At 39.7% G+C, this 23,035-nt stretch carries 25 protein-coding genes; 14 read left to right on the top strand and 11 right to left on the bottom strand.

From position 1 onward, the window contains the following. Positions 1–327, top strand: a 327-nt coding sequence (locus G396_RS0109680; RefSeq protein ID WP_028125868.1) for an SIS domain-containing protein, incomplete at its 5' end; no start/stop codon positions are given. 56 nt (positions 328–383) lie between these two features. On the opposite strand, the gene G396_RS11075 is transcribed toward G396_RS0109680, so the two are convergent. From G396_RS11075 to rplM, 3 genes are all read right to left on the bottom strand, one after another. Further along, a complete protein-coding gene (locus tag G396_RS11075; protein ID WP_028125867.1) occupies positions 384–623 on the bottom strand; it encodes a helix-turn-helix transcriptional regulator in 240 nt (79 codons plus the stop codon). Between the two features lie 661 nt (positions 624–1,284). Beyond that, positions 1,285–1,677 (bottom strand): 30S ribosomal protein S9, encoded by a 393-nt coding sequence (rpsI, locus tag G396_RS0109670; protein WP_006418764.1) that lies wholly within the window; start codon positions 1,675–1,677, stop codon positions 1,285–1,287. 16 nt (positions 1,678–1,693) lie between these two features. Beyond that, the gene (rplM, locus tag G396_RS0109665; RefSeq protein ID WP_006418772.1) at positions 1,694–2,137 is read right to left on the bottom strand and encodes a 50S ribosomal protein L13; all 444 of its coding nucleotides are present in this window, start codon (positions 2,135–2,137) and stop codon (positions 1,694–1,696) included. A 194-nt stretch (positions 2,138–2,331) separates the two neighbouring features. On the opposite strand from rplM, the gene G396_RS0109660 reads away from it, so the two are divergent. The 6 genes from G396_RS0109660 to G396_RS0109635 all read left to right on the top strand — a co-directional run bounded on the left by G396_RS0109660 (position 2,332) and on the right by G396_RS0109635 (position 8,280). Next, positions 2,332–2,856, top strand: coding sequence for a transcription repressor NadR (locus tag G396_RS0109660; RefSeq protein WP_028125865.1), 525 nt, complete (start codon positions 2,332–2,334; stop codon positions 2,854–2,856). Further along, a complete protein-coding gene (locus G396_RS10790) occupies positions 2,846–3,718 on the top strand; it encodes a glycosyltransferase family 8 protein (RefSeq protein WP_051221293.1) in 873 nt (290 codons plus the stop codon). The genes G396_RS0109660 and G396_RS10790 overlap by 11 nt, the downstream gene beginning before the upstream one ends. An 84-nt stretch (positions 3,719–3,802) precedes the next feature. Then, positions 3,803–4,342 carry a hypothetical protein gene (locus tag G396_RS0109650; RefSeq protein WP_028125864.1) on the top strand — a complete coding sequence of 180 codons (540 nt, stop codon included), beginning with the start codon at positions 3,803–3,805 and terminating at the stop codon, positions 4,340–4,342. A 268-nt stretch (positions 4,343–4,610) separates the two neighbouring features. Continuing rightward, positions 4,611–6,266, top strand: a complete 1,656-nt coding sequence (locus G396_RS0109645) for an ABC transporter substrate-binding protein/permease (protein ID WP_028125863.1) — start codon at positions 4,611–4,613, stop codon at positions 6,264–6,266. 1 nt (position 6,267) lies between these two features. Then, a complete protein-coding gene (locus G396_RS0109640) occupies positions 6,268–7,017 on the top strand; it encodes an amino acid ABC transporter ATP-binding protein (protein ID WP_028125862.1) in 750 nt (249 codons plus the stop codon). Positions 7,018–7,344: 327 nt separating this feature from the next. Continuing rightward, on the top strand, positions 7,345–8,280 hold the full coding sequence (locus tag G396_RS0109635; RefSeq protein WP_028125861.1) for a nitronate monooxygenase: 936 nt from the start codon (positions 7,345–7,347) through the stop codon (positions 8,278–8,280). A 272-nt stretch (positions 8,281–8,552) separates the two neighbouring features. On the opposite strand, the gene G396_RS0109630 is transcribed toward G396_RS0109635, so the two are convergent. From G396_RS0109630 to G396_RS0109610, 5 genes are all read right to left on the bottom strand, one after another. After that, entirely contained in the window at positions 8,553–9,806 is a 1,254-nt protein-coding gene (locus tag G396_RS0109630) for a LysM peptidoglycan-binding domain-containing protein (protein ID WP_028125860.1), read from the bottom strand. Positions 9,807–9,896: 90 nt separating this feature from the next. Next, positions 9,897–10,571 carry an endonuclease III domain-containing protein gene (locus G396_RS10785; RefSeq protein ID WP_051221291.1) on the bottom strand — a complete coding sequence of 225 codons (675 nt, stop codon included), beginning with the start codon at positions 10,569–10,571 and terminating at the stop codon, positions 9,897–9,899. Between the two features lie 128 nt (positions 10,572–10,699). Further along, positions 10,700–11,764, bottom strand: a complete 1,065-nt coding sequence (locus tag G396_RS0109620; protein WP_006418794.1) for an acyltransferase — start codon at positions 11,762–11,764, stop codon at positions 10,700–10,702. 159 nt (positions 11,765–11,923) lie between these two features. Next, positions 11,924–13,558, bottom strand: a complete 1,635-nt coding sequence (gene groL / locus G396_RS0109615) for a chaperonin GroEL (RefSeq protein ID WP_006418843.1) — start codon at positions 13,556–13,558, stop codon at positions 11,924–11,926. Between the two features lie 38 nt (positions 13,559–13,596). Continuing rightward, on the bottom strand, positions 13,597–13,893 hold the full coding sequence (locus G396_RS0109610) for a co-chaperone GroES (RefSeq protein ID WP_028125859.1): 297 nt from the start codon (positions 13,891–13,893) through the stop codon (positions 13,597–13,599). A 335-nt stretch (positions 13,894–14,228) separates the two neighbouring features. Here G396_RS0109610 and G396_RS0109605 point away from each other — a divergent pair, with 335 nt between their 5' ends. After that, positions 14,229–15,212 (top strand): helix-turn-helix domain-containing protein, encoded by a 984-nt coding sequence (locus G396_RS0109605; RefSeq protein WP_028125858.1) that lies wholly within the window; start codon positions 14,229–14,231, stop codon positions 15,210–15,212. Positions 15,213–15,288: 76 nt separating this feature from the next. Here G396_RS0109605 and G396_RS10780 read toward each other — a convergent pair whose 3' ends face one another. Continuing rightward, positions 15,289–15,942: a redox-sensing transcriptional repressor Rex gene (locus G396_RS10780; protein WP_006418905.1), complete on the bottom strand. Its 654-nt coding sequence runs from the start codon at positions 15,940–15,942 to the stop codon at positions 15,289–15,291. 380 nt (positions 15,943–16,322) lie between these two features. Beyond that, positions 16,323–17,222 carry an MBL fold metallo-hydrolase gene (locus G396_RS0109595; RefSeq protein ID WP_081683588.1) on the bottom strand — a complete coding sequence of 300 codons (900 nt, stop codon included), beginning with the start codon at positions 17,220–17,222 and terminating at the stop codon, positions 16,323–16,325. A 117-nt stretch (positions 17,223–17,339) separates the two neighbouring features. Here G396_RS0109595 and G396_RS0109590 point away from each other — a divergent pair, with 117 nt between their 5' ends. The 6 genes from G396_RS0109590 to G396_RS10775 all read left to right on the top strand — a co-directional run bounded on the left by G396_RS0109590 (position 17,340) and on the right by G396_RS10775 (position 22,429). Beyond that, on the top strand, positions 17,340–19,337 hold the full coding sequence (locus G396_RS0109590; RefSeq protein ID WP_028125856.1) for an ABC-F family ATP-binding cassette domain-containing protein: 1,998 nt from the start codon (positions 17,340–17,342) through the stop codon (positions 19,335–19,337). A gap of 22 nt (positions 19,338–19,359) precedes the next feature. Then, positions 19,360–19,581: a DUF2829 domain-containing protein gene (locus G396_RS0109585; protein ID WP_028125855.1), complete on the top strand. Its 222-nt coding sequence runs from the start codon at positions 19,360–19,362 to the stop codon at positions 19,579–19,581. Next, positions 19,581–20,363, top strand: a complete 783-nt coding sequence (locus G396_RS0109580) for a 3-oxoacyl-ACP reductase (protein WP_034908043.1) — start codon at positions 19,581–19,583, stop codon at positions 20,361–20,363. Before G396_RS0109585 ends, G396_RS0109580 begins: the two co-directional genes overlap by 1 nt. A 146-nt stretch (positions 20,364–20,509) precedes the next feature. Further along, positions 20,510–21,514, top strand: coding sequence for a biotin--[acetyl-CoA-carboxylase] ligase (locus G396_RS0109575; protein WP_028125853.1), 1,005 nt, complete (start codon positions 20,510–20,512; stop codon positions 21,512–21,514). A gap of 10 nt (positions 21,515–21,524) precedes the next feature. Beyond that, on the top strand, positions 21,525–22,073 hold the full coding sequence (locus G396_RS0109570; RefSeq protein WP_028125852.1) for a biotin transporter BioY: 549 nt from the start codon (positions 21,525–21,527) through the stop codon (positions 22,071–22,073). A gap of 119 nt (positions 22,074–22,192) precedes the next feature. Continuing rightward, the gene (locus G396_RS10775) at positions 22,193–22,429 is read left to right on the top strand and encodes a helix-turn-helix domain-containing protein (protein ID WP_034908041.1); all 237 of its coding nucleotides are present in this window, start codon (positions 22,193–22,195) and stop codon (positions 22,427–22,429) included. 291 nt (positions 22,430–22,720) lie between these two features. Here the strand turns inward: G396_RS10775 and G396_RS11735 are convergent. After that, positions 22,721–23,035: LPXTG cell wall anchor domain-containing protein (locus G396_RS11735; RefSeq protein WP_211224463.1), on the bottom strand; the 315-nt coding region annotated here is incomplete at its 5' end.

Below are 23,035 nucleotides of genomic sequence, written 5' to 3'. Positions count from 1 at the left end.
TTTGTAAATATTCCTTCAATTACAGAATTAGAATGGAACTTAAGACACATTTGTTCAGAAGATTTAATTATAATTATTTCTTTCAGTGGAGAAAATCAGGAATTAATCAATTTGGTTAATCAATTAATTATTAGAAACATTTCAATATGTTCAATTACTCCTTTGCGACAAAACACTTTATCGTCACTTGCTGATTTTAAATTATATTATGAATATTCGGAACTTAACTTTAATGACAAAGTTGATTCAGATTACAATTTATTTGTTACGTTATATCTCGTGACCGATGCTTTATTCAGATCTTATTTAGATATTATTAATGGCTAAATATATAGAGCCTCTATTGTTTAGAAAAATAACAGAGGCTTATGAAATTCTTATCATCATTCTTTTTCAAAATTCTTAAATAAATATTCTAAGTCATTTCTACCTGAGGTGTTGGTTTTAAGATAAATATTATGAGTATGAGTTTTTATTGTACCAATTGATAAAAAAAGTTGATCGGAAATATCTTGAATATTTAAATTATCTAACATTAATTCACAAATATCTTTTTCTCTATCTGTCAATTCAAAATAATTAAAAAATATTTCTTTTTTATCTATTAAATCTTTAATTTCCATTTGATTGTTCGGCTTTGTATTTCTTAGTAATTAGATATCTTCAATAAAAAATTTTAAAGCAAGAGAGCACATTGCGATAGAATAGATGTCTTCACAAAAATTTCTATTTTGTATTTTTGTTTTCAAAAAGCTATATTGATCAATATAAAAAATTACTAAAGTATCTTCAATAATTATTAGTACTCCAAAAATTAAGAAAATGTATGAGAGGTAACGAAGATAGATCGATGCAAGTTCGAAAATTTGTTTGGAATCTTTTATTTTATTTGATAGATAAGCGTTATATAGTAAAAAAAGTTGATTTGGTAAATAATACAAGTATACCTGAGTAGCATTATGTAGAAGAATCTGTGCAACTATCATCCAAATTAGTACAAAACTTAAAATAGTCCAGCCCGTTTTATCTATTTTTTATTTTGATAGATTGTAAAATTAATTGCGACAAATATTAAAAGGACGTATCATTATAAAATATGTCCTTTTTTACGTATGAATCCCAGAGAAAAACCAAATCATTTTCTGATAGCCTCTTAGAAAACACAAAAAGGCACTCTTGGGAATAATCCAAAGAGTGCTGTAAACATTTCAATCGAACACAAACTGTCTACGCCAGTTTGCGTACTGTATTCGTAAGCGAACAAGTTCGCAACGAATCCAGTAATTAACGTTTTGAGAATTGAGAAGCTTTACGAGCTTTCTTAAGACCTGGTTTCTTACGTTCAACCATACGAGGGTCACGGGTCAATAGACCTGCAGCCTTAAGGGCTGGACGGAAGTCAGGATCAACGGTTAGTAAGGCACGAGCGATACCATGACGGATAGCGCCGGCTTGACCAGAGAAACCGCCACCTTGAACGTTTACTAAAATATCGTATGAACCTAAAGTTTCAGTTGCGTTTAAAGGTTGTTTGATTACTTCGTGTAAGTGAGGGAATGGAATGTATTCATCTAAACTCTTGTTGTTTACGGTGAATGCACCAGTACCTGGCACTAAACGAACACGGGCAGTAGCATTTTTACGACGACCAGTTCCTAAATATTGTGTTTGAGCCATTTAGTTTTTTCCCTCCTTAAATAATTGTATTGATATCTACAGCAACAGGTTGTTGTGCAGCATGGTTATGTTCAGCACCTGCAAATACGTGTAATTTACGTAATTGTTGACGACCTAAACGAGTGTCAGGCATCATACCCTTAACTGAGTTTTCAATTAAGCGAACAGGATTCTTTTCACGTAATTCACCAGCAGAGATGGATTTGATTCCGCCAGGGTGATTAGAGTGACGATAATAAATTTTATCAGTAGCTTTTTTACCAGTTAAGGCAACTTTTGCAGCATTGATGACAATCACATGGTCCCCAGTATCAACGTGAGGCGTGAAGGTTGGTTTATTTTTACCACGTAAGATTGAAGCAACAGCTGTAGATAGACGTCCCATAGGGATATCAGTTGCGTCTAAGACGATCCAGTTACGTTCAACTTCGTTTTTCTTAGCCATATATGTTTGACGCACGATGTTTTCCTCCATTTAAAATTAGTTTCTGTTTACATTACTATGAGTTTCCGGGGCTCTATAGTGGGGCAAACAATACCAACGAATATTGTACTTGAAAAGACTCCTCTGAGTCAAGCTAAAACAAAAGATAATTACAGAAATTCGAGAATTTTTTTGCTATACTGAGGACAGACTTAATTAGGAGGAATATTATGAAGGTTCAAGAACGACGTCAAGCCATCGTGGAAGCACTTGAAGCAGCACAAAATCCTATTTCTGCTTCTGACTTAGCTGCTTCATTTGACATTAGTCGGCAAATTATTGTTAGTGATATCAATCGCCTCCGCCAAGCGGGCTACCAGATTACATCCACCCATCGGGGTTATATTATGTCACAGACACTCCAAACCCTGCCTTTAAACTATCGAGACCGGATTTGTTGCCGGCATAGTTTAAGTCAAACCCAACGAGAATTAGAAATTGTCCTAGACCATGGAGCGGCTTTTGAAAGTGTCGAGATTGACCATCCCATTTATGGCTTGATTACCGCCTCGCTTGCTATTGAAGGCGACCAGGACATTCAAAGTTTCATGAGCCTTACCCAAGACCACCAGGGCGCCCTCTTATCCTCCCTAACTCAAGGAATCCATTACCATACCCTCAAGTGTCCGGACAAGGCAAGTTTTCTTGCGATAAAAGCTGCCCTTAAAGAAGAAGGAATCCTCTATGAAAACTAAGGCAAAATCCATGAATATCCTAGTCACTTTGGACCAAAACTATATCCCACCGCTCAAAGTTATGCTGTTTTCCTTGATCCACTACCATCCTCAGGATATTGAGGTCTATCTCTTACACCAGGCCATCCCCAAAGAAGCTTTGGCTGAATTAGAAGCTTTCTTTGCCTGTACTTCACTAAAAATTCATCCGATTCAAGTAGACGACCAAATTTTTGTTCAATTTCCAACAACTGACCGTTATCCTTACGCAATGTATTACCGCCTTTTTGCCGCAAAACTCCTGCCTCAGACCATCGATAAGATTCTTTATCTCGATCCCGATATTGTCATTAAAGGAAATTTAGATGATCTCTATCAAATTGATATGGACCGCTACTACTTTGGAGCGGCGACCCATGTCGACTGGGGCTTATCCCGGATAAACCAACTAAGGCTGAACTATGAAAATGGAATTTACGTGAATTCTGGCGTTCTATTAATGAATCTAAAAGAATTACGGCAAAGCCAAGATGAATTAGCCATTGGCCAATATATCGATAAGTTTAAACCCCTCCTCTTTTTACCAGACCAAGACGTCTTGTCAGCCATGTATCCTGATAAAATCCTAGAAATCGATGCCACAATCTATAATATGACGGAGCGGATCTTCTTAAAAAATAACCTCTTCCAGCGTGAAAAAGGACTCCAATGGATTGATGACAAGTGTAAAATTATCCATTATATCGGTCGCAATAAGCCTTGGAAAACTGATTATTTTGGTGATTTCGACCGTTATTACCATGAAGCGGTGGGCTTTATGGAAGGCTACCGTTATTTGGCTAACTTAAATAACAAGCAAATTCGTCAAAATGAAAGCTTATAAAAGTTTACAGATATCAAGTTTAACTTGACACATGGGTAGTTTTGTCTTACACTCTCCTTAACACATGTAAAGGAGAGTATTTCTATGTCACCATCAAAACCCCTAAGTCACAGTCAGGTCATCACCCGGTCTGGACTCCTCACCGCACTCGCTATTTTAATACCAATTATAATGCCACTTAAGGTAGTCATCGGACCCGCTTCCTATACCCTGGCTAGCCACCTACCCATTTTCTTAGCTATTTTCCAAACACCTTTTATCGCCATCGTCGTCGCTGGCGGCGCGGCCCTAGGTTTTTTACTAGCGGGTTTTCCTATTCCAATTGTAGCCCGGGCCCTTAGCCACCTATTGTTCGCCAGTATCGGGGCCTATTATATCCAAAAGCATGGCCACACCTTTCTCAAAAAACCCCAAGCACGTATCTTCTTTTCTTTTTGGCTTAATCTCATTCACGGACTGGCCGAAATGCTGGTTATCTATGTCCTGATTCAAGTAGGAATGACTGCAGCAACCGGGGGCATGTGGTCCTTCCTGGTTATTTTCATCGGTTTGGGTACAGTGATACATGGCATGGTTGATTTTGAATTAGCCTTCCAATTAAGCCAAGCCCTTAAAAAAGCCTAAATAATTAAATATTCCATGAAAAAGATGAAGGTCTGCCCGAAAGACTTCTCATCTTTTTTTAATTCTATCAATTTTAAAAAATAGAATCGTTTTTTATAAAACCCATTAATGATAACGGTTTAATTTTTTATTGATTTTTTGTATAAACAAAACGCGGATATAAAAGCGTTTTTATTAATTATTTTTAATTTTATTTTGGACTTTTATTGCTTTATAAATCTAAGTTCGTTATGATAAATAGACTTTAAAATGAATAAGGAGAATGCTCATGAAACGAATGTTTAACGTATGGTTAAACATCTTGTTAACCTTAATCATGGCGGTGTCCCTATTTGCACCCTTGGTTTCGGCACAAGATTTGACCATTGAACTCACTGATGATACCCGTCAAGCTATTGAAGAAGACTTATCTGATAAGGGCATTCTCAAGGTGGGAATGGAAGCTAATTATGCCCCTTATAACTGGTCACAAGCAACCGATAAGGACGGCGCCGTAGCAATTTCAAATTCACCGGGTGAATTTGCGAATGGTTATGATGTCCAAATCGCTAAGCAATTGGCTGAAGCCTTGGGTCTTGAGTTACAAATCGTTAAATTAGAATGGGACGGTCTACCGCCTGCCTTACAATCTGGCAAAATTGATGCCATTATTGCTGGTATGTCACCAACCCCTGAACGCAAAAAACAAATTGACTTCAGTGATTCCTATTATAAGGCCTCTATGGTTATTGTTGTCCAAAAAGACGGTTCTTATGCAAAGGCTCAATCTATCCGGGACTTCAAAGATGCCAAAATGACCGCCCAATTGAATACCTTCCATGTAGATTTATTAGATCAACTTGAAGGGGCGGATATTCAGGTTCCGATGGATACCTTCCCGACCATGACCTCTGCCTTGATTTCGAATAAGATTGATGGTTTCCTATCTGATATTGCCGGCGCTATGGGGATTGTCGCGGCTAATCCCAACTTAACTTACCTCCAATTTGACGAAGCAAACTCCTTTGAATTAGGTGGCGACATCGTAACCGATGTCAGCGTCGGATTACGTAAAGATTCTACTTTAAACGAACCGATTAACCAAGCCTTAGCTTCGCTAGACCAAGATTATCAAAATGACCTAATGGAGCAAATGGTTAATTTAAATGAAAAAGGTGAAGATACTTCCTTCTTTGGTCAAGTAGCTTATATCTGGTCAGAATATGGCAGTCAATTTATCCGTGGAGCCATCAATACCCTTTGGATCGCCTTACTATCTACCATTATTGGTACCTTAATTGGTCTTTTAGTGGCAATTTATCGGACCATCCCAATTAGTCGTAAAAATAACCTCATCGGTTATATCTTCTATAAAATCTTAGACTTTTTGATTGTTGCTTATATTGAAATTTTCCGTGGTACGCCGATGATGGTTCAAGCCATGTTGATCTTCTATGGTTTAAAACTTTTCTTCAATTTAGATCTCTCCTCTATGGTTGCAGCTGTATTAATTGTATCCATTAATACCGGTGCTTACTTATCTGAAGTTATGCGGGGTGGGATTACCAGTGTTGATGAAGGTCAAGCTGAAGCAGCCAAGGCCATCGGGATGAACCACTTCCAAACCATGTCCAACGTAGTGCTTCCACAAGCCCTCCGGGCTACCCTACCTGCTCTTGGTAATGAGTTCGTGATTAATATTAAAGATACCTCAGTCTTAAACGTAATTGCTGTGACTGAACTCTTCTTTACCACTAAATCCGTCGCAGGTTCAACCTATTTAACTTTCCAAACTTTCTTAATTACTTCTATAATTTACTTTGTTCTAACCTTTGCAACCACTCGGATTCTTCGCTTAATCGAATTTAAATTATCCGGTAGCAAACATTATTCCGTTCATACCTCATCAACCACCGTTGAATCCTTAGAGAAAGGAGACTATTAAGATGGCAGAAAATAATCAAACAATTTTTGATGTACAACATTTAGAGAAGGCCTTTGGCGACCACCAAGTCTTAAAAGACATCAACTTCTCAATCCAATCCGGAGAGATTGTCTCCCTCATCGGTTCCTCTGGCTCTGGTAAATCTACCCTACTCCGCTGTCTCAACCTCCTTGAAGTACCTATAGGGGGCGATATTCTCTATCATGGGCAATCGATTTTAGCCCCAGGCTTTGACCTAAATAAATTTCGGGCCAAAGTCGGCATGGTTTTCCAACAATTCAACCTATTTAAGAATATGGATGTCCTCCATAACTGTACTGTGGGGCAAGTCAAGATCCTAGGTCGGTCTCAGAAAGAAGCCGAAGAAATCGCCCTAACCAATCTTGAAAAAGTTGGTATGGCACCTTACCGGAATGCCCGTCCCCGTCAATTATCTGGGGGACAACAACAACGGGTTGCCATCGCACGTGCCCTTTCCATGGATCCTGAACTCTTACTCTTTGATGAACCTACCTCTGCTTTAGACCCCGAAATGGTTGGCGAAGTACTTGAGACCATGGCTGAATTAGCTAGAGAAGGGCTGACCATGATTATCGTCACCCATGAAATGGCTTTTGCCCGCGATGTTTCCAGCCGGGTTGCTTTCATGAATGAAGGTGTCATTCTTGAGATGGGCTCTGCTGATCAAGTTATTAATCATCCACAACATGAACGGACACGTGAATTCTTGGGCCGTTACTTGGGTAAATAATTAAACTAGATTCCAAATTAATTGGGAACAGGTTAGGCGACTCAGCTGATACAAGCGTCGCTAAACCTGTTCCCTTTTTTCATGGAATTTTTTCAATTTTTATTCGATTAAATTCACAGCTTTTGTGAAAAATATAAGATAGTTCATATTTCATTATTAGTTTTACAATATTATCTGGTTTTTATTGACTTTATATTAAATGGAAGTTTCACAAAGAACATAAAAACACCGTATAATAACAGCAAAAAGCTTGCTTAGATAGTATTGAAAACGTTTTATTTTTAGCTTATAATACCTTTAACAAAACTTATAGAATGGAGTGGTTACATGTTACTGACTGAATTGATCGACATCAAATATCCGATTATCCAAGGGGGAATGCAGCACATTACTCGGTCTCCCCTCGTCATTGCGGTAGCTGAGGCAGGTGGTTTAGGTCTACTGACTACTGGTGCTTTAGATGCTGAAGGACTACGGAAAGAAATTCAAGCGGTGCGGGAAAATACAGATAAAGTATTTGGGGTAAACTTGAATTTACTGCAACCTAATATTGATGAATTAGTTGAAGTCGTTTGCCAAGAAAAAGTTCCCTTAGTGACAACCGGGGCTGGTTCTCCTAAAAAATACTATGATCAATTCCTTGCTGCTGGGATTAAAGTCATTCCAGTTGTCGCCTCTGTTAAACATGCACAAAAAATGAAGGGCTTAGGCGTGCTTGCAGTTATAGCAGAAGACCAAGCTGCTGGGGGCCATATTGGTGCTAGCTCAACCATGCCACTCGTAAGACAAATCACTGAACAAGTAGATATTCCAGTTATTGCTGCAGGTGGTATTGGTGATGGTCGTGGCCTCGTAGCTGCTCTAGCCTTAGGTGCTGTGGGTGTCCAAATGGGTACTGTCTTCTTAGCAGCCCAAGAAACTCCTATCCCAGATTCTTTTAAAGAGGCGGTTGTTTCTGCTAATGATCAAGCCACCACCGTGACGGGTCGTAAGGGTGGTCACCCTGTACGGGCGATTAATAATGAAATGTTAACTCAATATTTAGACTTAGAAATGCAAAATACACCTGAAGAAGAGTTAGAGAAATTAACCGTAGGCTCGCTTTATCGGGCTGTGGTTGAAGGTGACACTAAAACCGGCACCATGATGTCTGGTGAAATCGCAGGTCTAGTAAAAGGTGTACGTCCTGCTAAAGAGATTATTGAAGAAATCATTCAAGAAGCAAATGACTGTCTATCTCAACTATCTAATGTAAAACTATAAAAAAACTATACCCTAAGAGAAGGCCAGGCTTGTGCATTAAAGCTTCTCCATGCACTGGCAAAACTAATTTTGTGCATTCAAGTCTTTCAAAGCACTAAAAAAGCATATTTTATGCATTAAAGTTTCTCAATGCACTGGACAAGTAATTTTGTGTATTGAGATTTACCAATGCACAAAGAAAATATAACCCCTTGTCTAGTGGCTAAGACATAAAAATAGGGAAGGTATCAAATCTTACTTTTGATACCTTCCCTATTTAGTTTATATAAAGTCTATTCGGCCGAATTGCCTGCTTGAGGATCGGCCACAATCAGCTCACCATTCACGATCAGTGCATTGGCTGGTAAATTATTCCAAGTCCGCAAATCATCAACAGTCACACCATAGGTATTGGCAATATCTTCCAAAGTTTCACCTGCTTGAACTTGATGTTTTTCAGGTTTTGGATTTGATACAGCAATTTGGTCGCCTACTTTGATATCTTCTGCTTTACTTATGTCATTCCAAGCCAGTAAATCATCTTCTGCCACTTGGTAATCAGCACCAATGCTTGCAAGGTCTTCCCCTTCCACAACTTCATGAATTTCTGGGACTAAGGCAGGATTTGAAACATAGACTTGGTCACCCACTGTTAGCCCTTGATCTTCGGCTAAGTCATTCCATAAGCGGATGGATTCAGCAGAGACTTTGTTCTTTTGAGCAATCTTCCAGACATTATCTCCAGCTACAACCGTGTAGGTTTTAGGACGGAATTTTTCAGGAATTTTGCTTAAATCAATCTCTTTACTTTGACCTTGGTCATCCGTTACTGTGACTTCTTGATTGTCTTCAACCGGTCCAGCTAATCCAACAATCAGTTGGTCACCCACATTTAAGTAATCTGAGCTAAGCCCATTCCAAGTATAAAGATCATTTAAATTAATTCCATAAGCAATGGCAATATCATAAAGGTTATCCCCCGCCACTACTGTATGAATTTGCGCTCCATCTTTCACCGTGCTATCCGGGGTAACACTTGAACTATAGTCTGCGGGCGTTGAGTTCGTACTTTGTTCTTGACCATAATAAGAGACCGCTTCACCTGGTCCATAGGCATCATTGACGGCCGGAATATAGAGTTGATCACCTACATTTAGGTAATCAGAAGACAAACCATTCGCATCCACAATTGCTTGCATGGTTGTACCATAATAATAAGCAATGGACCATAAGTTTTCACCTGCTGAGACGGTATGATATCCAGGTCCATTAGAATATGCTGGACTGGTTGTTTCAGGTGTACTTTCCGCACTTGGCGCAGCAGGAGCCAAATATAGAATATCACCAACATCTAAGTAATCACTGGTTAATCCGTTCCATGCCATCAATTCATCAACCGAGGCTCCAATGGTTTGGGCTAAATCATATAGGGTATCCCCTTGTTGAACAGTATAGGCTTCTTGGGCCAAGGCTAAGGGTGCTTGCAAGACAAGACTACTCATTAAGACTAGGGCAGTTTTGGATAATTTAGAGTATTTATTTTTCACCGAGTTCACTCCTTTTCAATCAATTTACTTCCTTATTCTATCACGTTTCAAGATTCTTTTAAAAACTTAGCCTCTTTCTTAACCAAACTGTTACCTCCTAGACACAATTGTTTTATAGCAATAGCGGTCAAAGAAAGGATGGTTATGGGGGCCGGGACCACGTAAATTAATTTTGCCGAAAGCTATAATGGCAGCATGAAATTTTTGATAATCAATTAAGGATAGGTCTTTCCCTGCTGCTTCAATCGCCTCTTTCAATAAACGATATTTAGCTGCCGGCTGAAATTTCAGACCCAAAAACAATTTGCGGGCGTAGTTATCCGCAATAAACACAGGACGGTCAAAAATATAGAGTAACAGAACGTCGGCCGTTTCTTCACCAATCCCTTTGAAGGACAAGAGCTTATTTCGTAATGCTTGAGTATCTGGATAGGCTGCTTGAATTTTCTTCAAGTCGAAATCATAGCATTGTAACCAAGTGAAAAATTTCAATATTAAATTCGACTTACTCTGATGAAAGCCAGCAGAAAAAATCAAAGCAATTAATTCCTCTTGATTTAAACTTAAAATTTGCTTAGGTTGAAGACTCGTTTCTGCTTGTAGACGGGTCAAGGCTTTTTCAGTATTAGTCCAGGTTGTGTTTTGAACTAGGAAGGCACCTAGAATAATTTCCCACTTAGAATTTCCTGGCCAATGGTAATCAAAATCATCACCGGGCCAAATCAAATCTAGAACTTGTCTTGGATGACTTAATATTTCTGGCATGAATTTCCTTTCTAAGTAATCTGACTAAATAAAATTCGACAGTAATTTTAAAAAAAACGGCCATAGGCAAGCTAGCTCTAGCTTGCCTATCAGCTGGTTTCTTTCATCAAATAGAGAGGGGTCTTTTACTAGAGCAAGGCATCCCAATTATCCATTCTTTGACCGAGTCCTACTGCTAACTTATTAGTAAATCGTCCTAGAATTTTTTCTACTAAGTAAGCTAAAAGTAGACAGACTAGGAAAACCCCAAAGCCACTAATAAAACCGCCAAATAGAGAGGTAGCAAAATCATGAACCTGATCATTAGCAACTCTCTGCCAGATGGCTTGTCTTAAGAGCGGTTGTTCATGGATTAAATAAACCCCAAAGGTAGCTCCTGACAAGGCATTAATCCATTTAATTGATGCCAGGTGCCAGTTTTTAAACCAAATGAATAGACCACAGGAAATTAAGATAATAAAAATTTTATTTTGGCCAATTAAGATATCGGTCGCGGGCGACGATTCTAACTCAGCATCGGTGGCTAACATAATAATTACAATTAATACCAAGAGTCCAGTAGCCCATAAGGTCAACTTACGCCCTTTAGCCAAGCTATCAATATAGTCGGGTAGGTAGAGTTTAATATAAGCGGTTAATAAGTAGAGAAAAATAAAGGTTAAGAGTCGTTTCCATTCGATACTAAAATCATAGAGGGTTAAGGATGGGCCAATCACTAAGAGGACTGCAAATAAATACAGGGTATTTTTCAGGTTTTTCCGGGAAAAATGCTCAATGATATAGTTTAGACCCGGAGTAAAAAGAATTAACAAAACATAGAAAGCAGCAAACCAATACGAGCCGGGAAATGGCAGGATAAAGTTAATGATATTTTTGTCATGTAAATACTGGGGCTTAAAAATGGCATAGACCGCAAAGATTAAATAGGAATAGAGGAAGACATCAATAATAATTTTCAAAGTCCGCCGCCATTTAAATTCTTTCCCAATTAGAAAATATGAACCAATCATAACAAAGACATTAACACCTACAGTCCCTCCTAAGCTTAGGATTTGTAAGGCAAAACTCTGCTGGGTTACTTGGGCATTAATATCAACGGCTCCATGGTAAGCATAGTGGTGGATTACAATTAAAGCCATACTAATTAACCGAAGTAATTCAAAATTAGACTGGCGGTTTTCTTGTTGTACCATTCCGGCACCTCTTTTCTTAAGAACTTTCGATAGATATATTATAAAGTTTCTCCCGTAAGCTGACTAGTTTTATGATTTTCGAAACTGACCATTTAGCATAAAAAAACTAGCCCTTCTCAGAGCTAGTTTAATTTATGATTCAGTCAGGTATGGTTGGAATTACATCATACCCATGCCGCCCATACCAGGGGCACCCATACCGCCCATGTCTGGTTCATCCTTAGGTAATTCAGCCACGACGGCTTCAGTCGTCAATAATAAAGCAGCTACAGAGGCAGCGTTTTGTAGAGCAGACCGGGTTACTTTGGTAGGATCCACAATACCAGCAGCAATCATATCTTCAAAGACATCAGTCGCAGCATTGTAACCTGTACCTTCAGCAGATTCACGTACTTTATTAACAATGACAGAACCTTCACGGCCAGCATTCACTGCGATTTGACGTAATGGTTCTTCTAAGGCACGACCTATAATTTGGATACCAGTTAATTCGTCCCCTTCAGTGTCAGCTTCAAGTTCAGCCACTGCTTTTTGAACATTGATTAAGGCTGTACCACCACCGGCAACAATCCCTTCTTCAACGGCTGCACGCGTAGCGTTCAAGGCATCTTCAATCCGTAGTTTACGCTCTTTTTGTTCTGTTTCAGTCGCAGCGCCAACTTTAACTACGGCCACACCACCCGCTAATTTAGCGAGACGTTCTTGTAATTTTTCACGGTCAAAGTCAGACGTTGTATCTTCAGCTTGAGAACGGATTAATTGCACGCGGTCAGCAATAGCATCTTTAGAACCTGCCCCTTCAACAATCGTGGTATCATCTTTAGTTACGCTAACCTTACCGGCTGTACCTAAATGGTCGATAGTTGCGTCTTTCAATTCAAAACCTAATTCTTCAGAAACAACAGTCGCACCAGTTAGAACAGCAATATCTTCTAACATGGCTTTACGACGGTCACCAAAGCCTGGAGCTTTAACTGCCACGACATTTAAAGTACCTCTTAATTTATTTAAAACTAAGGTTGGTAGAGCTTCACCTTCGATATCTTCTGCAATAATTAAAAGTGAACGACCAGATTGCATCACTGATTCTAGTAAAGGCAAGACATCTTGGATATTAGAAATCTTACGATCAGTTACAAAAATATAAGGATTTTCTAAATCAGCTACCATTTTTTCATTATCAGTTACCATATATTGTGATAGATAACCACGGTCAAATTGCATACCTTCAACCACTGATAATTCAGTTTCGATGGATTGAGAATCTTCAATGGTAATAACGCCATCTTGACCCACTTTTTCCATAGCTTCAGCGATTAAGTTACCCACTTCTTGGCTGCCTGAAGAAACAGCCGCAACTTGAGCGATTGATTCCTTAGAAGTTACTTGTTTGGCTTGCGTTTTTAAGCTTTCAACAGCTTTCTTAGTTGCCATTTCAATTCCGCGACGAATTCCTACTGGGTTCGCTCCAGCAGTTAAGTTCTTCATTCCTTCACGGACAATGGCTTGAGTTAGGAGAGTTGCGGTCGTCGTACCGTCACCTGCTACATCGTTGGTTTTGGTTGCTGCTTCAAGGACGAGTTGAGCACCCATATTTTCAAAACGGTCTTCTAATTCAATTTCACGAGCAATGGTTACCCCATCGTTAGTAATGGTAGGTGAACCAAAGCTTTGGTCTAAAACTACATTCCGACCTTTAGGTCCAATCGTTGTTTTTACCGTATCAGCTAATTTATCCACCCCGCGTAATAAAGCTGCACGGGCGTCATCTGAAAATTTTAATTCTTTTGCCATTCTTATCAAAACTCCTTTACTTTATCTTTTTAAAGAAATTATTTTTCGATTTTTGCAAGTAAATCTTTATGTTCGATTTTTGCAAGTAAATCTTTATGTTCAATGATTAAATATTCTACGCCATCAAATTCAACTTCAGTACCGGAATAGTTTTTGAAGAAGACTTGGTCACCGACTGCGACATTATCTTCAGCCACAATTTCTGGGCCTACTTCTATAATTTCACCAAATTGTTCTTTTTCTTTAGCTGAGCTTGGTAGGACAAAGCCAGACTTGGTTGTTTGTTCAGTTTCTGCCACTTTGATGACAACGCGTTTTCCTAAAGGTTTAATCATATTTAAGACCTCCATCATATTTTATCAATTAGCACTTGATAGCATATAGTGCTAACACAAGTATTATATTAGACCATCTTTGACCAATTTGCAAGAAGAATGATTACTTTTAAGAAGATTTTTTTGCCTAAAAATCCTTCAACAATAATTGACTGACCATAAGCTCTAATATATATTTAAATTAAAGTACAAAAGATTTGTTCACACACCATGCTCGCCTAAAATAGCTATAGATAAGGAAGCGCAACTCCTATGAGCTGAATTGACAAGCAGACTTGCTAGCATGTCACCCCCTTTTCCACCTATACTTAAGCCATAAAAAAGGAGGAATTAATATGATACTCGCTGATAAAATAATTGAACTTCGCAAAAAAAATGGTTGGTCTCAAGAAGAATTTTCTGAAATGTTAGGCGTCTCACGGCAGTCTGTTTCTAAATGGGAAGGTGCTCAATCTACCCCCGAATTAAACCGGCTTATTCAAATGTCTAAAATTTTCTCAGTTTCCACCGATTATCTTTTAAAAGACGATGTTGAAAATCTTGACCCAGAGCAAGCAGATCTAGAATGGTTGGAAGACCGACGGAAATTCTCTTTAGAAGAAGCCAATAGCTACTTAAAATTAAAAGCAGAAAGTCGACCTATCCTAGCTGGCGGCATTTCACTCTTAATCTTATCACCAAGTATCCTGCTCTATACAGCCCTCGGCGCGGAAACAGAAAACTTCCCTCTCAGTGAAGATATGGCTACCCTCATTGGAGTGGCTACTCTCTTACTAGCAGTTGCGATAGGGGTTGGGTTAATTATTTTTGCCAATCAGAAAGTAGCTAAGTTTGATTTCTTAGAAAAAGAAATGATTGATACCGAATATGGGGTGACTAACCTAGCTCGTGACCTGAAAGAAAAAAGCCACGACCAATATGTTTTTCGACTCATCCTAGGTATCGGTTTGTGTATTGTTTCGGCTATCCCAATTCTGATGATTGAACTCTTTGATCAGGCTAAAACAAATGTGGGTATTTTTATTATTATGACCTTAGCTCTAGTAGCAATCGGGGTCAATTTAATCGTCCAGACACTCGACCAACGGGAAGCCTATGATCAACTCTTGCAAGAAGAAGATTATTCACTAGAAAGTAAACGCCGTAGAAGTTGGTCCGGCCCTATCTTTGGTGCTTACTGGACACTCATTGCTATGGTCTACATCGCCTATTCCCTTTATACAGATAATTGGGCTTGGTCCTGGGTCATTTGGCCATTTGCGGGTGCCTTTTCAGGGGTCATTGAATTAATTGGTGATAGCTTCAGTAAAAAACGTTAAAGATTCTGTCTGAACGAAAAAATAGTGGGACTAGGCCTTTTTGCCTAGTCCCACTATTTTTATTCTTATAAATTATCTAAATCTCAGGTAATTCACCGTTGCCATGAATATTATTATCAATAAAGTAAATCAAAGTTTGTAATTCATTGGTTAAATCGACATTTTGCACGACCACATTTTCTGGGACTTGGAAACGTAAAGGAGTAAAGTTCAAAATACCTTTAATACCCGAAGTCACTAGGCGGCCAACCACATCTTGGGCATATTCTTGCGGAACTGTTACAATCATGATTTCAATCTGTTGGTCTTGAATTTGTTGTTCCAATTCATCCATGGCATAGATAGGCACGCCTGAATGGATCGTCCCTACAATCTCAGGATTAATATCGAAACCAGCTGAAATACGAATATTGTGGTTTTTACGGAAATTATAATTTAAGAGAGCATTCCCTAAATTACCCACCCCAACTAAACCGACAGAGGTTAGACGATCTTGGTTAAGGATTCGGGTAAAGAAATCAATTAAATAGTCAACATCATAGCCGTAGCCCCGTTTACCTAAGGCACCAAAATAAGAAAAATCGCGCCGAATGGTGGCTGAATCTACTTTGACAGCTTCACTCAATTCAGTTGATGAAACTCTTTTTTTACCAGAATTTTGTAAAAAACGTAAGTAACGATGATAAATAGGTAAGCGCAAAGCAGTTGCGCGCGGAATAGGTTTTACCATATTATGAACCTTCTTTCACAATTTAATATTTTAAAAATAATTTGATTATTCAGATTAATATTTGAACTACCATAAATTTATAATAACTAATTTTTTGTGAATTTACAAGCTTATTCTCTGATTATTCACAATTTTTATGTGAAAAGGGCCCCTATAGTTTTCATAATCATTAAGCTATAAATAACAATAATGAAACCGCTAGCAATATTTTTATGATAGAAGTCTCAATAAAATTTGATTTTTGTGATTTATTCACATTATATTTTAATTTTTTGTTTTTTTATCTAATTATCCCATACTTTAAGTAAGTTGAAATAAAAAAGGAGTGAGACATCTGTCCCACTCCTTAAATTTATACCTACTTAGTTAATAATCTTTACTTATTTAGCAGCCGGATCCTTCAAATCATCTGTCCACTCAATTAAAGGTTTTCGACTCCGTTTTTGAAAGTCGGCATAGCCTTTACCATCAGGATTGTATTGAATCCAAGTATAGTAAGGATCATGATAGTGGAAAAATTTATAATTATGTTTAATCCCTTCTTCAAACCATTTTTCTTTGGAAGAAATGACATCCATTGGATAATCATCCACTCCTGTGACCCAGCCAGGGTTATTTTGGGCGACAGTTTGGAAGAGATCTGACATTTGAATCATATAGTCGCCATCTTGGTGTAAACGAACAACAGATTGGCCGCGTGAATGACCACCCACATGGAACATTTCAATAGCTCCATCCACTAAAGACAGGTGGTCTTCAAAGGTTTCAACTTGGTCTTGGACAGGTTTCCAATTAAAGTCTAAGTAAGTATTTTTAGTCCGTGAATTAGGATGGCGGACGTCATACCATTCTCGGGCTTCAGCATAAATTTTTGCATTTGGGAACTTAGAAACTATTTCCCCATCTTTTAGGGCAGTTAAACCAGACATATGATCATTATGTAAGTGAGTCATCAAAATAATATCAATATCTTCTGGTTTTAAATCTAACTTAGCCAAGCTTTCATCAACGTAGGATTTTTGGCCTTCGGCTCCTTCGTTGCGGAATAGCTTTTCCGGTTGGGTTTCAGGGGTCATGGAAGCATCGATTAGATAATTTTTGCCTTGGTATTGGACTAAGATAGGGTCAGTATTGGCAGTAATCATGTTCTTATCATCATTAGGATAACGCTTAGCCCAGACCGCTTTAGGAACAGGCCCAAAAATCCGGCCTCCATCCGAATACTTTTGTACCCCGTCTAAAAAATAAAGATTCATTTCGTGAAATTTATAATGATCCAAAATTTCTTCCTCCATTTATATTTTGAGTGTATTTAATGTTATAATGAGCCTAACATATGACTAGTATAGCAAAACGCTTACATATATAGAAATAATATGCTTATTAAGGAGATAGATATGATTCTACTGCAAGTCAACCAAGTGGCTCGGCGCTTTGCCGATAACACCCTCTTTGAAGGCGTGTCTTTTAATATCCAAAACCGGGACCGGATTGCCTTGGTCGGCCGTAACGGAACCGGTAAGTCGACCCTCATCAAACAAATCATTGGTCAGGAATCCCTATCTGAAGGCGAGATTACCCAGGCTAAGGGCCTTAAGATCGGCTACCTAGAACAACATGTTGCGGTCGATTCCCCCCGAACCGTTTGGGAAGAAATGGTCTTTGCCCTCCAAGATAAATTAGCCCTCCGTGACCAAGCCCAAAAAGCTGCCGAAAACTTAGCCGAATTAGCAGACCAGCCGGATAGTCCAGCCTATAAAGAAGCACTTCGTCAATATGACCAAATCCAAGAAAAACTCAATGAAGAAAATGTCTACGCCATCGAGTCCGATATCCGGACTGTCCTCCACGGCTTCCACTTCTATGAAGCGGACTATGACCTACCGGTCGCTTCCTTATCCGGTGGTCAGAAAACCCGCTTGGCCATGTCCAAGCTCCTCTTAATGGACTATGACCTATTAGTCTTAGACGAACCAACCAACCACTTAGATATGGGTACCTTGAATTGGTTGGAAGGCTTTTTGCAAACCTATAAAGGTGCCCTTTTAATTGTCTCGCATGACCGCTATTTTCTTAATAAGGTGGCCAACCAAGTTGTAGAATTACGCAACAAAACCGCCCACCTTTATAAAGGTAACTATGACTATTACCTTAAAGAAAAAGCCGCGCGGATGACCCAAGAGATTAAGACCTATGAGAAACAACAAGAAGAGATTGCCAAGCTAGAAGATTTTATCCAAAAAAATATCGTCCGGGCCTCAACCACCAAGCGAGCCCAAAGCAGGCGCAAACAATTAGAAAAAATGGACCGGATTGCTAAACCCCTAGCCGATGAAAAATCCCCTCGGATTATGTTTTCGGCAGCCAAACAGTCTGGCGACAGGGTCATTGAAGCCCAAGACTTAGCTATCGGTTATGATCCGAAGGCAGAGCCGCTAGCCGACCATATTAATTTTGACCTCCGCCGACAAGAAGCCTTGGCTATCGTAGGACCGAATGGAATTGGTAAAACCACCCTATTAAAAACCTTAATCCACCAATTGCCACAACTAGCTGGTCAAATTATTGACGGTACCAATGTAGACCTGGGTTACTACGATCAAAATGTCAACCACCTAGATCCTAAACTCACCGTCTTAGAAACCCTATGGCGGGCTCATGACACCACCGAAGAATGGAAAATCCGAGCCATTCTCGGGTCCTTCCTCTTTAGTGGTGAAACCGTTGAAAAGAATGTCGCCATGTTATCCGGGGGCGAAAAAGCCCGGCTTAGCCTGGCCTTACTAGCCACCCAGCATGACAACACCCTTTTACTTGATGAACCAACCAACCACTTGGATATTGATAGTAAAGAAGTATTAGAAGAAGCCTTAATTGATTTTGATGGCACCCTCCTTTTTGTATCCCATGACCGGTATTTCATCAACCGAATTGCCACCCAGGTCCTAGAAATCTCAGAAGAAGGCACCAAAGTCTATCTAGGTGATTATGATTATTACCTCCGCAAAAAAGCTGAAGCCAAAGAATTTGAGGCCTTAAAAGCAGATGATGGTGTAAGCAAAGAAACGAGTCAAACCACCGACACGTCTGCAGCTACAAGTAGTTCCCAACAACGGTCTTATGAAGAAGACAAACGTCTTAAGAAAGAATTACGGCAATTACGGCAAGCCGTCCAAACTGCTGCTGACCAAGTAGACCAACTCGACCAAAATATCAACCATCTCCACAGTCAAATGCTTGAAGCCAGTAATAGTAATGACCAAGATGGGCTGGTCAAACTCAGTCAAAGTCTAGACCAAGCTAAGGCTGACCAAGATCAGGCCATGGAAGCTTGGGAGACCGCTTCAATCAGTCTAGAAGAATTCTACGACACTTACCCCGATATGAATCGTTAAATAAAAGAAAGAAGGATTTATTATGAATTTTGAAAGTATTTTACCCCATTTAAAAAACGGCCAAAAAGTCATCCGTCAAGGTTGGTCCGGCGCTGAAGAATATGTCAAGCTAATCCCTGCCAGTCAACTCGATGCAACACCACTCAATTCCTACTTTGTAATCAAAGTGACTGGAGAAGGCTACACCATGTTTACGCCGACCGTTTGTGATATCTTAGCCGAAGACTGGGTCTTAGTGGACTAATGGTTCCGGTTAAAAACACCCAGCGCTTGCCTGAGACCTTGACTGTGATTGTCACTGGGGCAGCCTCTGGGATTGGGGCAGCCCAAGTGGATACTTTCCTCAAGGCGGGTCACAAGGTCTTTGCCTTAGACCGTGCTCTTCTGAGTCAAACCTTACAAGACCAATGGCAGGCTGAGCTGGACAAACAAGACCTCGTCTTTTGCCAGGCCGATTTAAGCCAAGCTCAAGCGGTAGACCAGGCTCTGAAGACCTTCCAAAAGCATTTCAATCAAGCCCAGGTTCTTTGTAATACGGCTGGCCAACTTGATGGCTTTAAAAGCTTTGAAGAAACTGACCTCACCTTATTCCAAGATATTCTGAGTAATAATCTAACCTCCATGTATTTAGTCACCCAAGCCTTCTTACCCTATTTAAAGGCCCAAGCTAAAGCTGTGATTATTAATATGGCTTCAATTGCTGGCCTTGGCCCAGGCGGTGGTGGCATTGCTTATACCGCCTCCAAACATGCGATTGTCGGCTTCACCAAACAACTAGCCTACGAATACGCCGCCCAAGGGATCCGAATCAATGCTATTGCCCCCGGTTCCATCCAAACACCTATGACCGCCGGGGATTTCCAAGGAGACCAGGCCATGGCCCAATGGGTGGCAGAAACTACCCCCATCAAACGTTGGGCCCAGCCCCAAGAGGTGGCCGATTTGACCTTATTTCTGGCTTCGAACCAAGCGGACTATCTTCATGGGACCGTCATTCCCATTGATGGCGGTTGGCTGAATCGATGATTTCAAAGTATATATTCTAACTCTGATAGTCACACAAAACTAATCAAACCATCCCTTGTCACCCAATTATTTTTTTAGGTTGACAAGGGCCTTTTTTCGTCTAAAATAATTTTTAGTTAGATGAATTAGAAAGGATGAGACTCCTCATGTCTTTAACCTATAAAGTCTTATCTGCCCTCTTAGACCAAGCAGATACCCCCATCTCTGGACAAACTTTAGCCAATCAATTGGGCGTCAGTCGCAATAGTATCTGGAAGGTGATCGAACAACTGAAGGCAGAGGGGTATCAGATTACCAGTATTCCAAGCCAAGGCTACCAACTCAAACGCATTAGCCCCATGCTGGATCCCAATCAAATCATGTATTTAGTGCAAGACCATTTACCTGACTTAAGTATTATTTATGCTGATTGGGTCACCTCCACCAATGATTTAGCCAAAAGTCATTTAATTGAACACCCCAAGCAGACAGCCCTATTTATTTCCAACCATCAAAGCAAAGGACGTGGCCGTCAAGGGCGTAGCTTCCATTCTGATATTCAAGAGGGGATTTATTTTTCCCTCGCCCTACCCAGCCAGACCTACTCCATTGAAAGTATTGGCCTCTTTACCATTATGGCTGCCGTAGCCATGGCCAAAGCTCTTGAAAAAAACACAGAGATTGCCATTAAAATTAAATGGGTCAATGATCTTTTTGCAGGTGGGCGCAAAGTTGTGGGGATTCTGACCGAAGCCAATGCTAACTTAGAAAACCAGCAAATTGATGCCGTCATCCTAGGCATTGGTATTAATGTGGTGGGGGATTTTTCCAAGTTGGACCCTGACACCCAAAAAGTAGCCGGCCCCCTATTCCCTCATCCTGAAAGTGCTCACTTCAACCGTAACCATTTACTGAGTGACTTTTTACTTAATTTCTATTCCTACTTACATGTCTTACCAGCTCGACCTTTTATCGAGGAATACCGAACTTACCTCTTGGGTCTCAATCAAAAAGTTTGCTTTACAAAAAACCAGGAAAAACGTCAGGGAATTATCCTGGGTATCAATCAGGACGGCCACCTGCTGATTCAAAATGAAGTCCAAGAAATAGAAAGTTTAAATAGCTCTGAAATCCATTTTTCTTCTCAAGCCTTTATCAACCAAACGAATTAGGAGAATACTTATGAAAATTCGCGAATTAGCTTATTGTGGCCTCTTCATTGCCTTATTAATTATCTGCTCCCAAATCCAAATTAATCTCGGTCTCGTGGTTTATACCCTCCAAACCTTAGCGGTGCTATTAATCTGTTTTCTCTTACCGACCAAATTAGCCGTTATTAGTACTGGGACTTATCTATTACTGGGACTAATTGGACTGCCGGTATTTGCTGGTTGGAAAGGTGGGCTTTCAGCCTTGGTTAGTCCAACCTTCGGCTTTATTATTAGTTTTGTAGTGGTGGCTCTAGTCATCCCCCCTTATTTAGAAAAACTTGGCTACACCCGCCGCAGTTATATTATAGCCAGTGTCCTTGCCACCCTAATTATTTATGGGATTGGCTTGGCATATTTTGCATTCATCATGAATGTCCAACAAGGACAAGAAATGTCCCTCATGACCACCTTCTCCTTGGTCACGCTCCCCTACATCCCAGGCGATATTGTCAAAGCCATACTCGCCATCATTATAGGCACACGTTTACATAAACATACCTTTTTCTTGAAGAAAGCCTAGATTTAAACTTTAAACAAGACACTCATCTATCCTATTAAACAGCCAAAAAATAGCCCCTAATCTTGATGTACTGACCCCCTAAAGTTGGACCAAAAAATCCAACTTTAGGGGGTCTTTGTATGGCTAAATATAGCTTATATTTCAAAATGAAAGTCGTCGCAGAATATCTTTCGGATACGATTGGATACAAACCGTTAGCTAAAAAATACAAGATGAAGGATACTCAACAGATAAGGCGGTGGGTCAATGCCTATCAAACGTCAGGGATTACGGGGTTAAAACGCTCTCGCCAAAAAAAAACAGTGATGAATCGTTTAAAATCGAAAAACAAACCTGATGCGAATAAGATTAAGTGATACTGGAAACTATTATTAAATGTAATAGCGTTTAGCAGCATCGAGATTAATAATCAATCAACCACCTCCATAAGTTTTAACTTAATCATACAGGAGGTGGTTGGGCTGTAATTTGTACCTGGTTATTCGGTGTTTACAAGCGTTTAAGTGCAACTACTACTATTTACCAACATTACTTGACATAGAATCTTAATATTTCGAGTTTCCTCAAATTGAAAAATCAAAAAAGCTAAGCAACATCGTTGCTTAGCTTTTATATGTATCCTGAATAACTCGTTAGTACTTGCTCAATTACTCTTCTTCTTTGCGACCTTTAGTAGCAACTAGTCCTAATCCTGATAGGATTGAAAGTGCTGCTGCACCAAAGATATGAGCTGACATTTCTTCACCTGTTTCAGGTAGCATACCAGCTTTATCCGCTTGAGTTGCTGAATCAGCGCTTGAAGTGTTTGATTTTTCTGTTGAGTTATTTGAACCTGGTTGATTAGCACCTGGTTTAGTTGGATCTTTCGGATCTTTTTCACCTGGTTTACCTGGTTCATTTGGATTGTTTTCACCTGGTGTTTCTGGGTCCGTTGGGTCCGTTGGGTCCGTTGGATCTGTTGG

The organism is Eremococcus coleocola DSM 15696 (assembly GCF_000428865.1).
Lineage (GTDB): Bacteria > Bacillota > Bacilli > Lactobacillales > Aerococcaceae > Eremococcus > Eremococcus coleocola.
Note: the sequence above shows the minus strand (reverse complement) of the source record. Positions and strands in the feature narration are given on the sequence as shown.

Bases quoted from the DNA above. Each gene is read 5' to 3' on its own strand.
- G396_RS0109620 (WP_006418794.1), bottom strand. From the start codon at position 11,764: ATGGTACAACAAGAAAACCGCCAGTCTAATTTTGAATTACTTCGGTTA.
- G396_RS10790 (WP_051221293.1), top strand. From the start codon at position 2,846: ATGAAAACTAAGGCAAAATCCATGAATATCCTAGTCACTTTGGACCAA.
- G396_RS0109570 (WP_028125852.1), top strand. From the start codon at position 21,525: ATGAAAATTCGCGAATTAGCTTATTGTGGCCTCTTCATTGCCTTATTA.
- G396_RS0109580 (WP_034908043.1), top strand. From the start codon at position 19,581: ATGGTTCCGGTTAAAAACACCCAGCGCTTGCCTGAGACCTTGACTGTG.
- G396_RS10785 (WP_051221291.1), bottom strand. From the start codon at position 10,571: ATGCCAGAAATATTAAGTCATCCAAGACAAGTTCTAGATTTGATTTGG.
- G396_RS0109635 (WP_028125861.1), top strand. From the start codon at position 7,345: ATGTTACTGACTGAATTGATCGACATCAAATATCCGATTATCCAAGGG.
- G396_RS0109650 (WP_028125864.1), top strand. From the start codon at position 3,803: ATGTCACCATCAAAACCCCTAAGTCACAGTCAGGTCATCACCCGGTCT.
- rpsI (WP_006418764.1), bottom strand. From the start codon at position 1,677: ATGGCTCAAACACAATATTTAGGAACTGGTCGTCGTAAAAATGCTACT.
- G396_RS0109605 (WP_028125858.1), top strand. From the start codon at position 14,229: ATGATACTCGCTGATAAAATAATTGAACTTCGCAAAAAAAATGGTTGG.
- G396_RS11075 (WP_028125867.1), bottom strand. From the start codon at position 623: ATGGAAATTAAAGATTTAATAGATAAAAAAGAAATATTTTTTAATTAT.
- G396_RS10780 (WP_006418905.1), bottom strand. From the start codon at position 15,942: ATGGTAAAACCTATTCCGCGCGCAACTGCTTTGCGCTTACCTATTTAT.
- G396_RS0109590 (WP_028125856.1), top strand. From the start codon at position 17,340: ATGATTCTACTGCAAGTCAACCAAGTGGCTCGGCGCTTTGCCGATAAC.
- G396_RS0109660 (WP_028125865.1), top strand. From the start codon at position 2,332: ATGAAGGTTCAAGAACGACGTCAAGCCATCGTGGAAGCACTTGAAGCA.
- groL (WP_006418843.1), bottom strand. From the start codon at position 13,558: ATGGCAAAAGAATTAAAATTTTCAGATGACGCCCGTGCAGCTTTATTA.
- G396_RS0109575 (WP_028125853.1), top strand. From the start codon at position 20,510: ATGTCTTTAACCTATAAAGTCTTATCTGCCCTCTTAGACCAAGCAGAT.
- G396_RS0109640 (WP_028125862.1), top strand. From the start codon at position 6,268: ATGGCAGAAAATAATCAAACAATTTTTGATGTACAACATTTAGAGAAG.
- G396_RS0109610 (WP_028125859.1), bottom strand. From the start codon at position 13,893: ATGATTAAACCTTTAGGAAAACGCGTTGTCATCAAAGTGGCAGAAACT.
- G396_RS10775 (WP_034908041.1), top strand. From the start codon at position 22,193: ATGGCTAAATATAGCTTATATTTCAAAATGAAAGTCGTCGCAGAATAT.
- G396_RS0109585 (WP_028125855.1), top strand. From the start codon at position 19,360: ATGAATTTTGAAAGTATTTTACCCCATTTAAAAAACGGCCAAAAAGTC.
- G396_RS0109645 (WP_028125863.1), top strand. From the start codon at position 4,611: ATGAAACGAATGTTTAACGTATGGTTAAACATCTTGTTAACCTTAATC.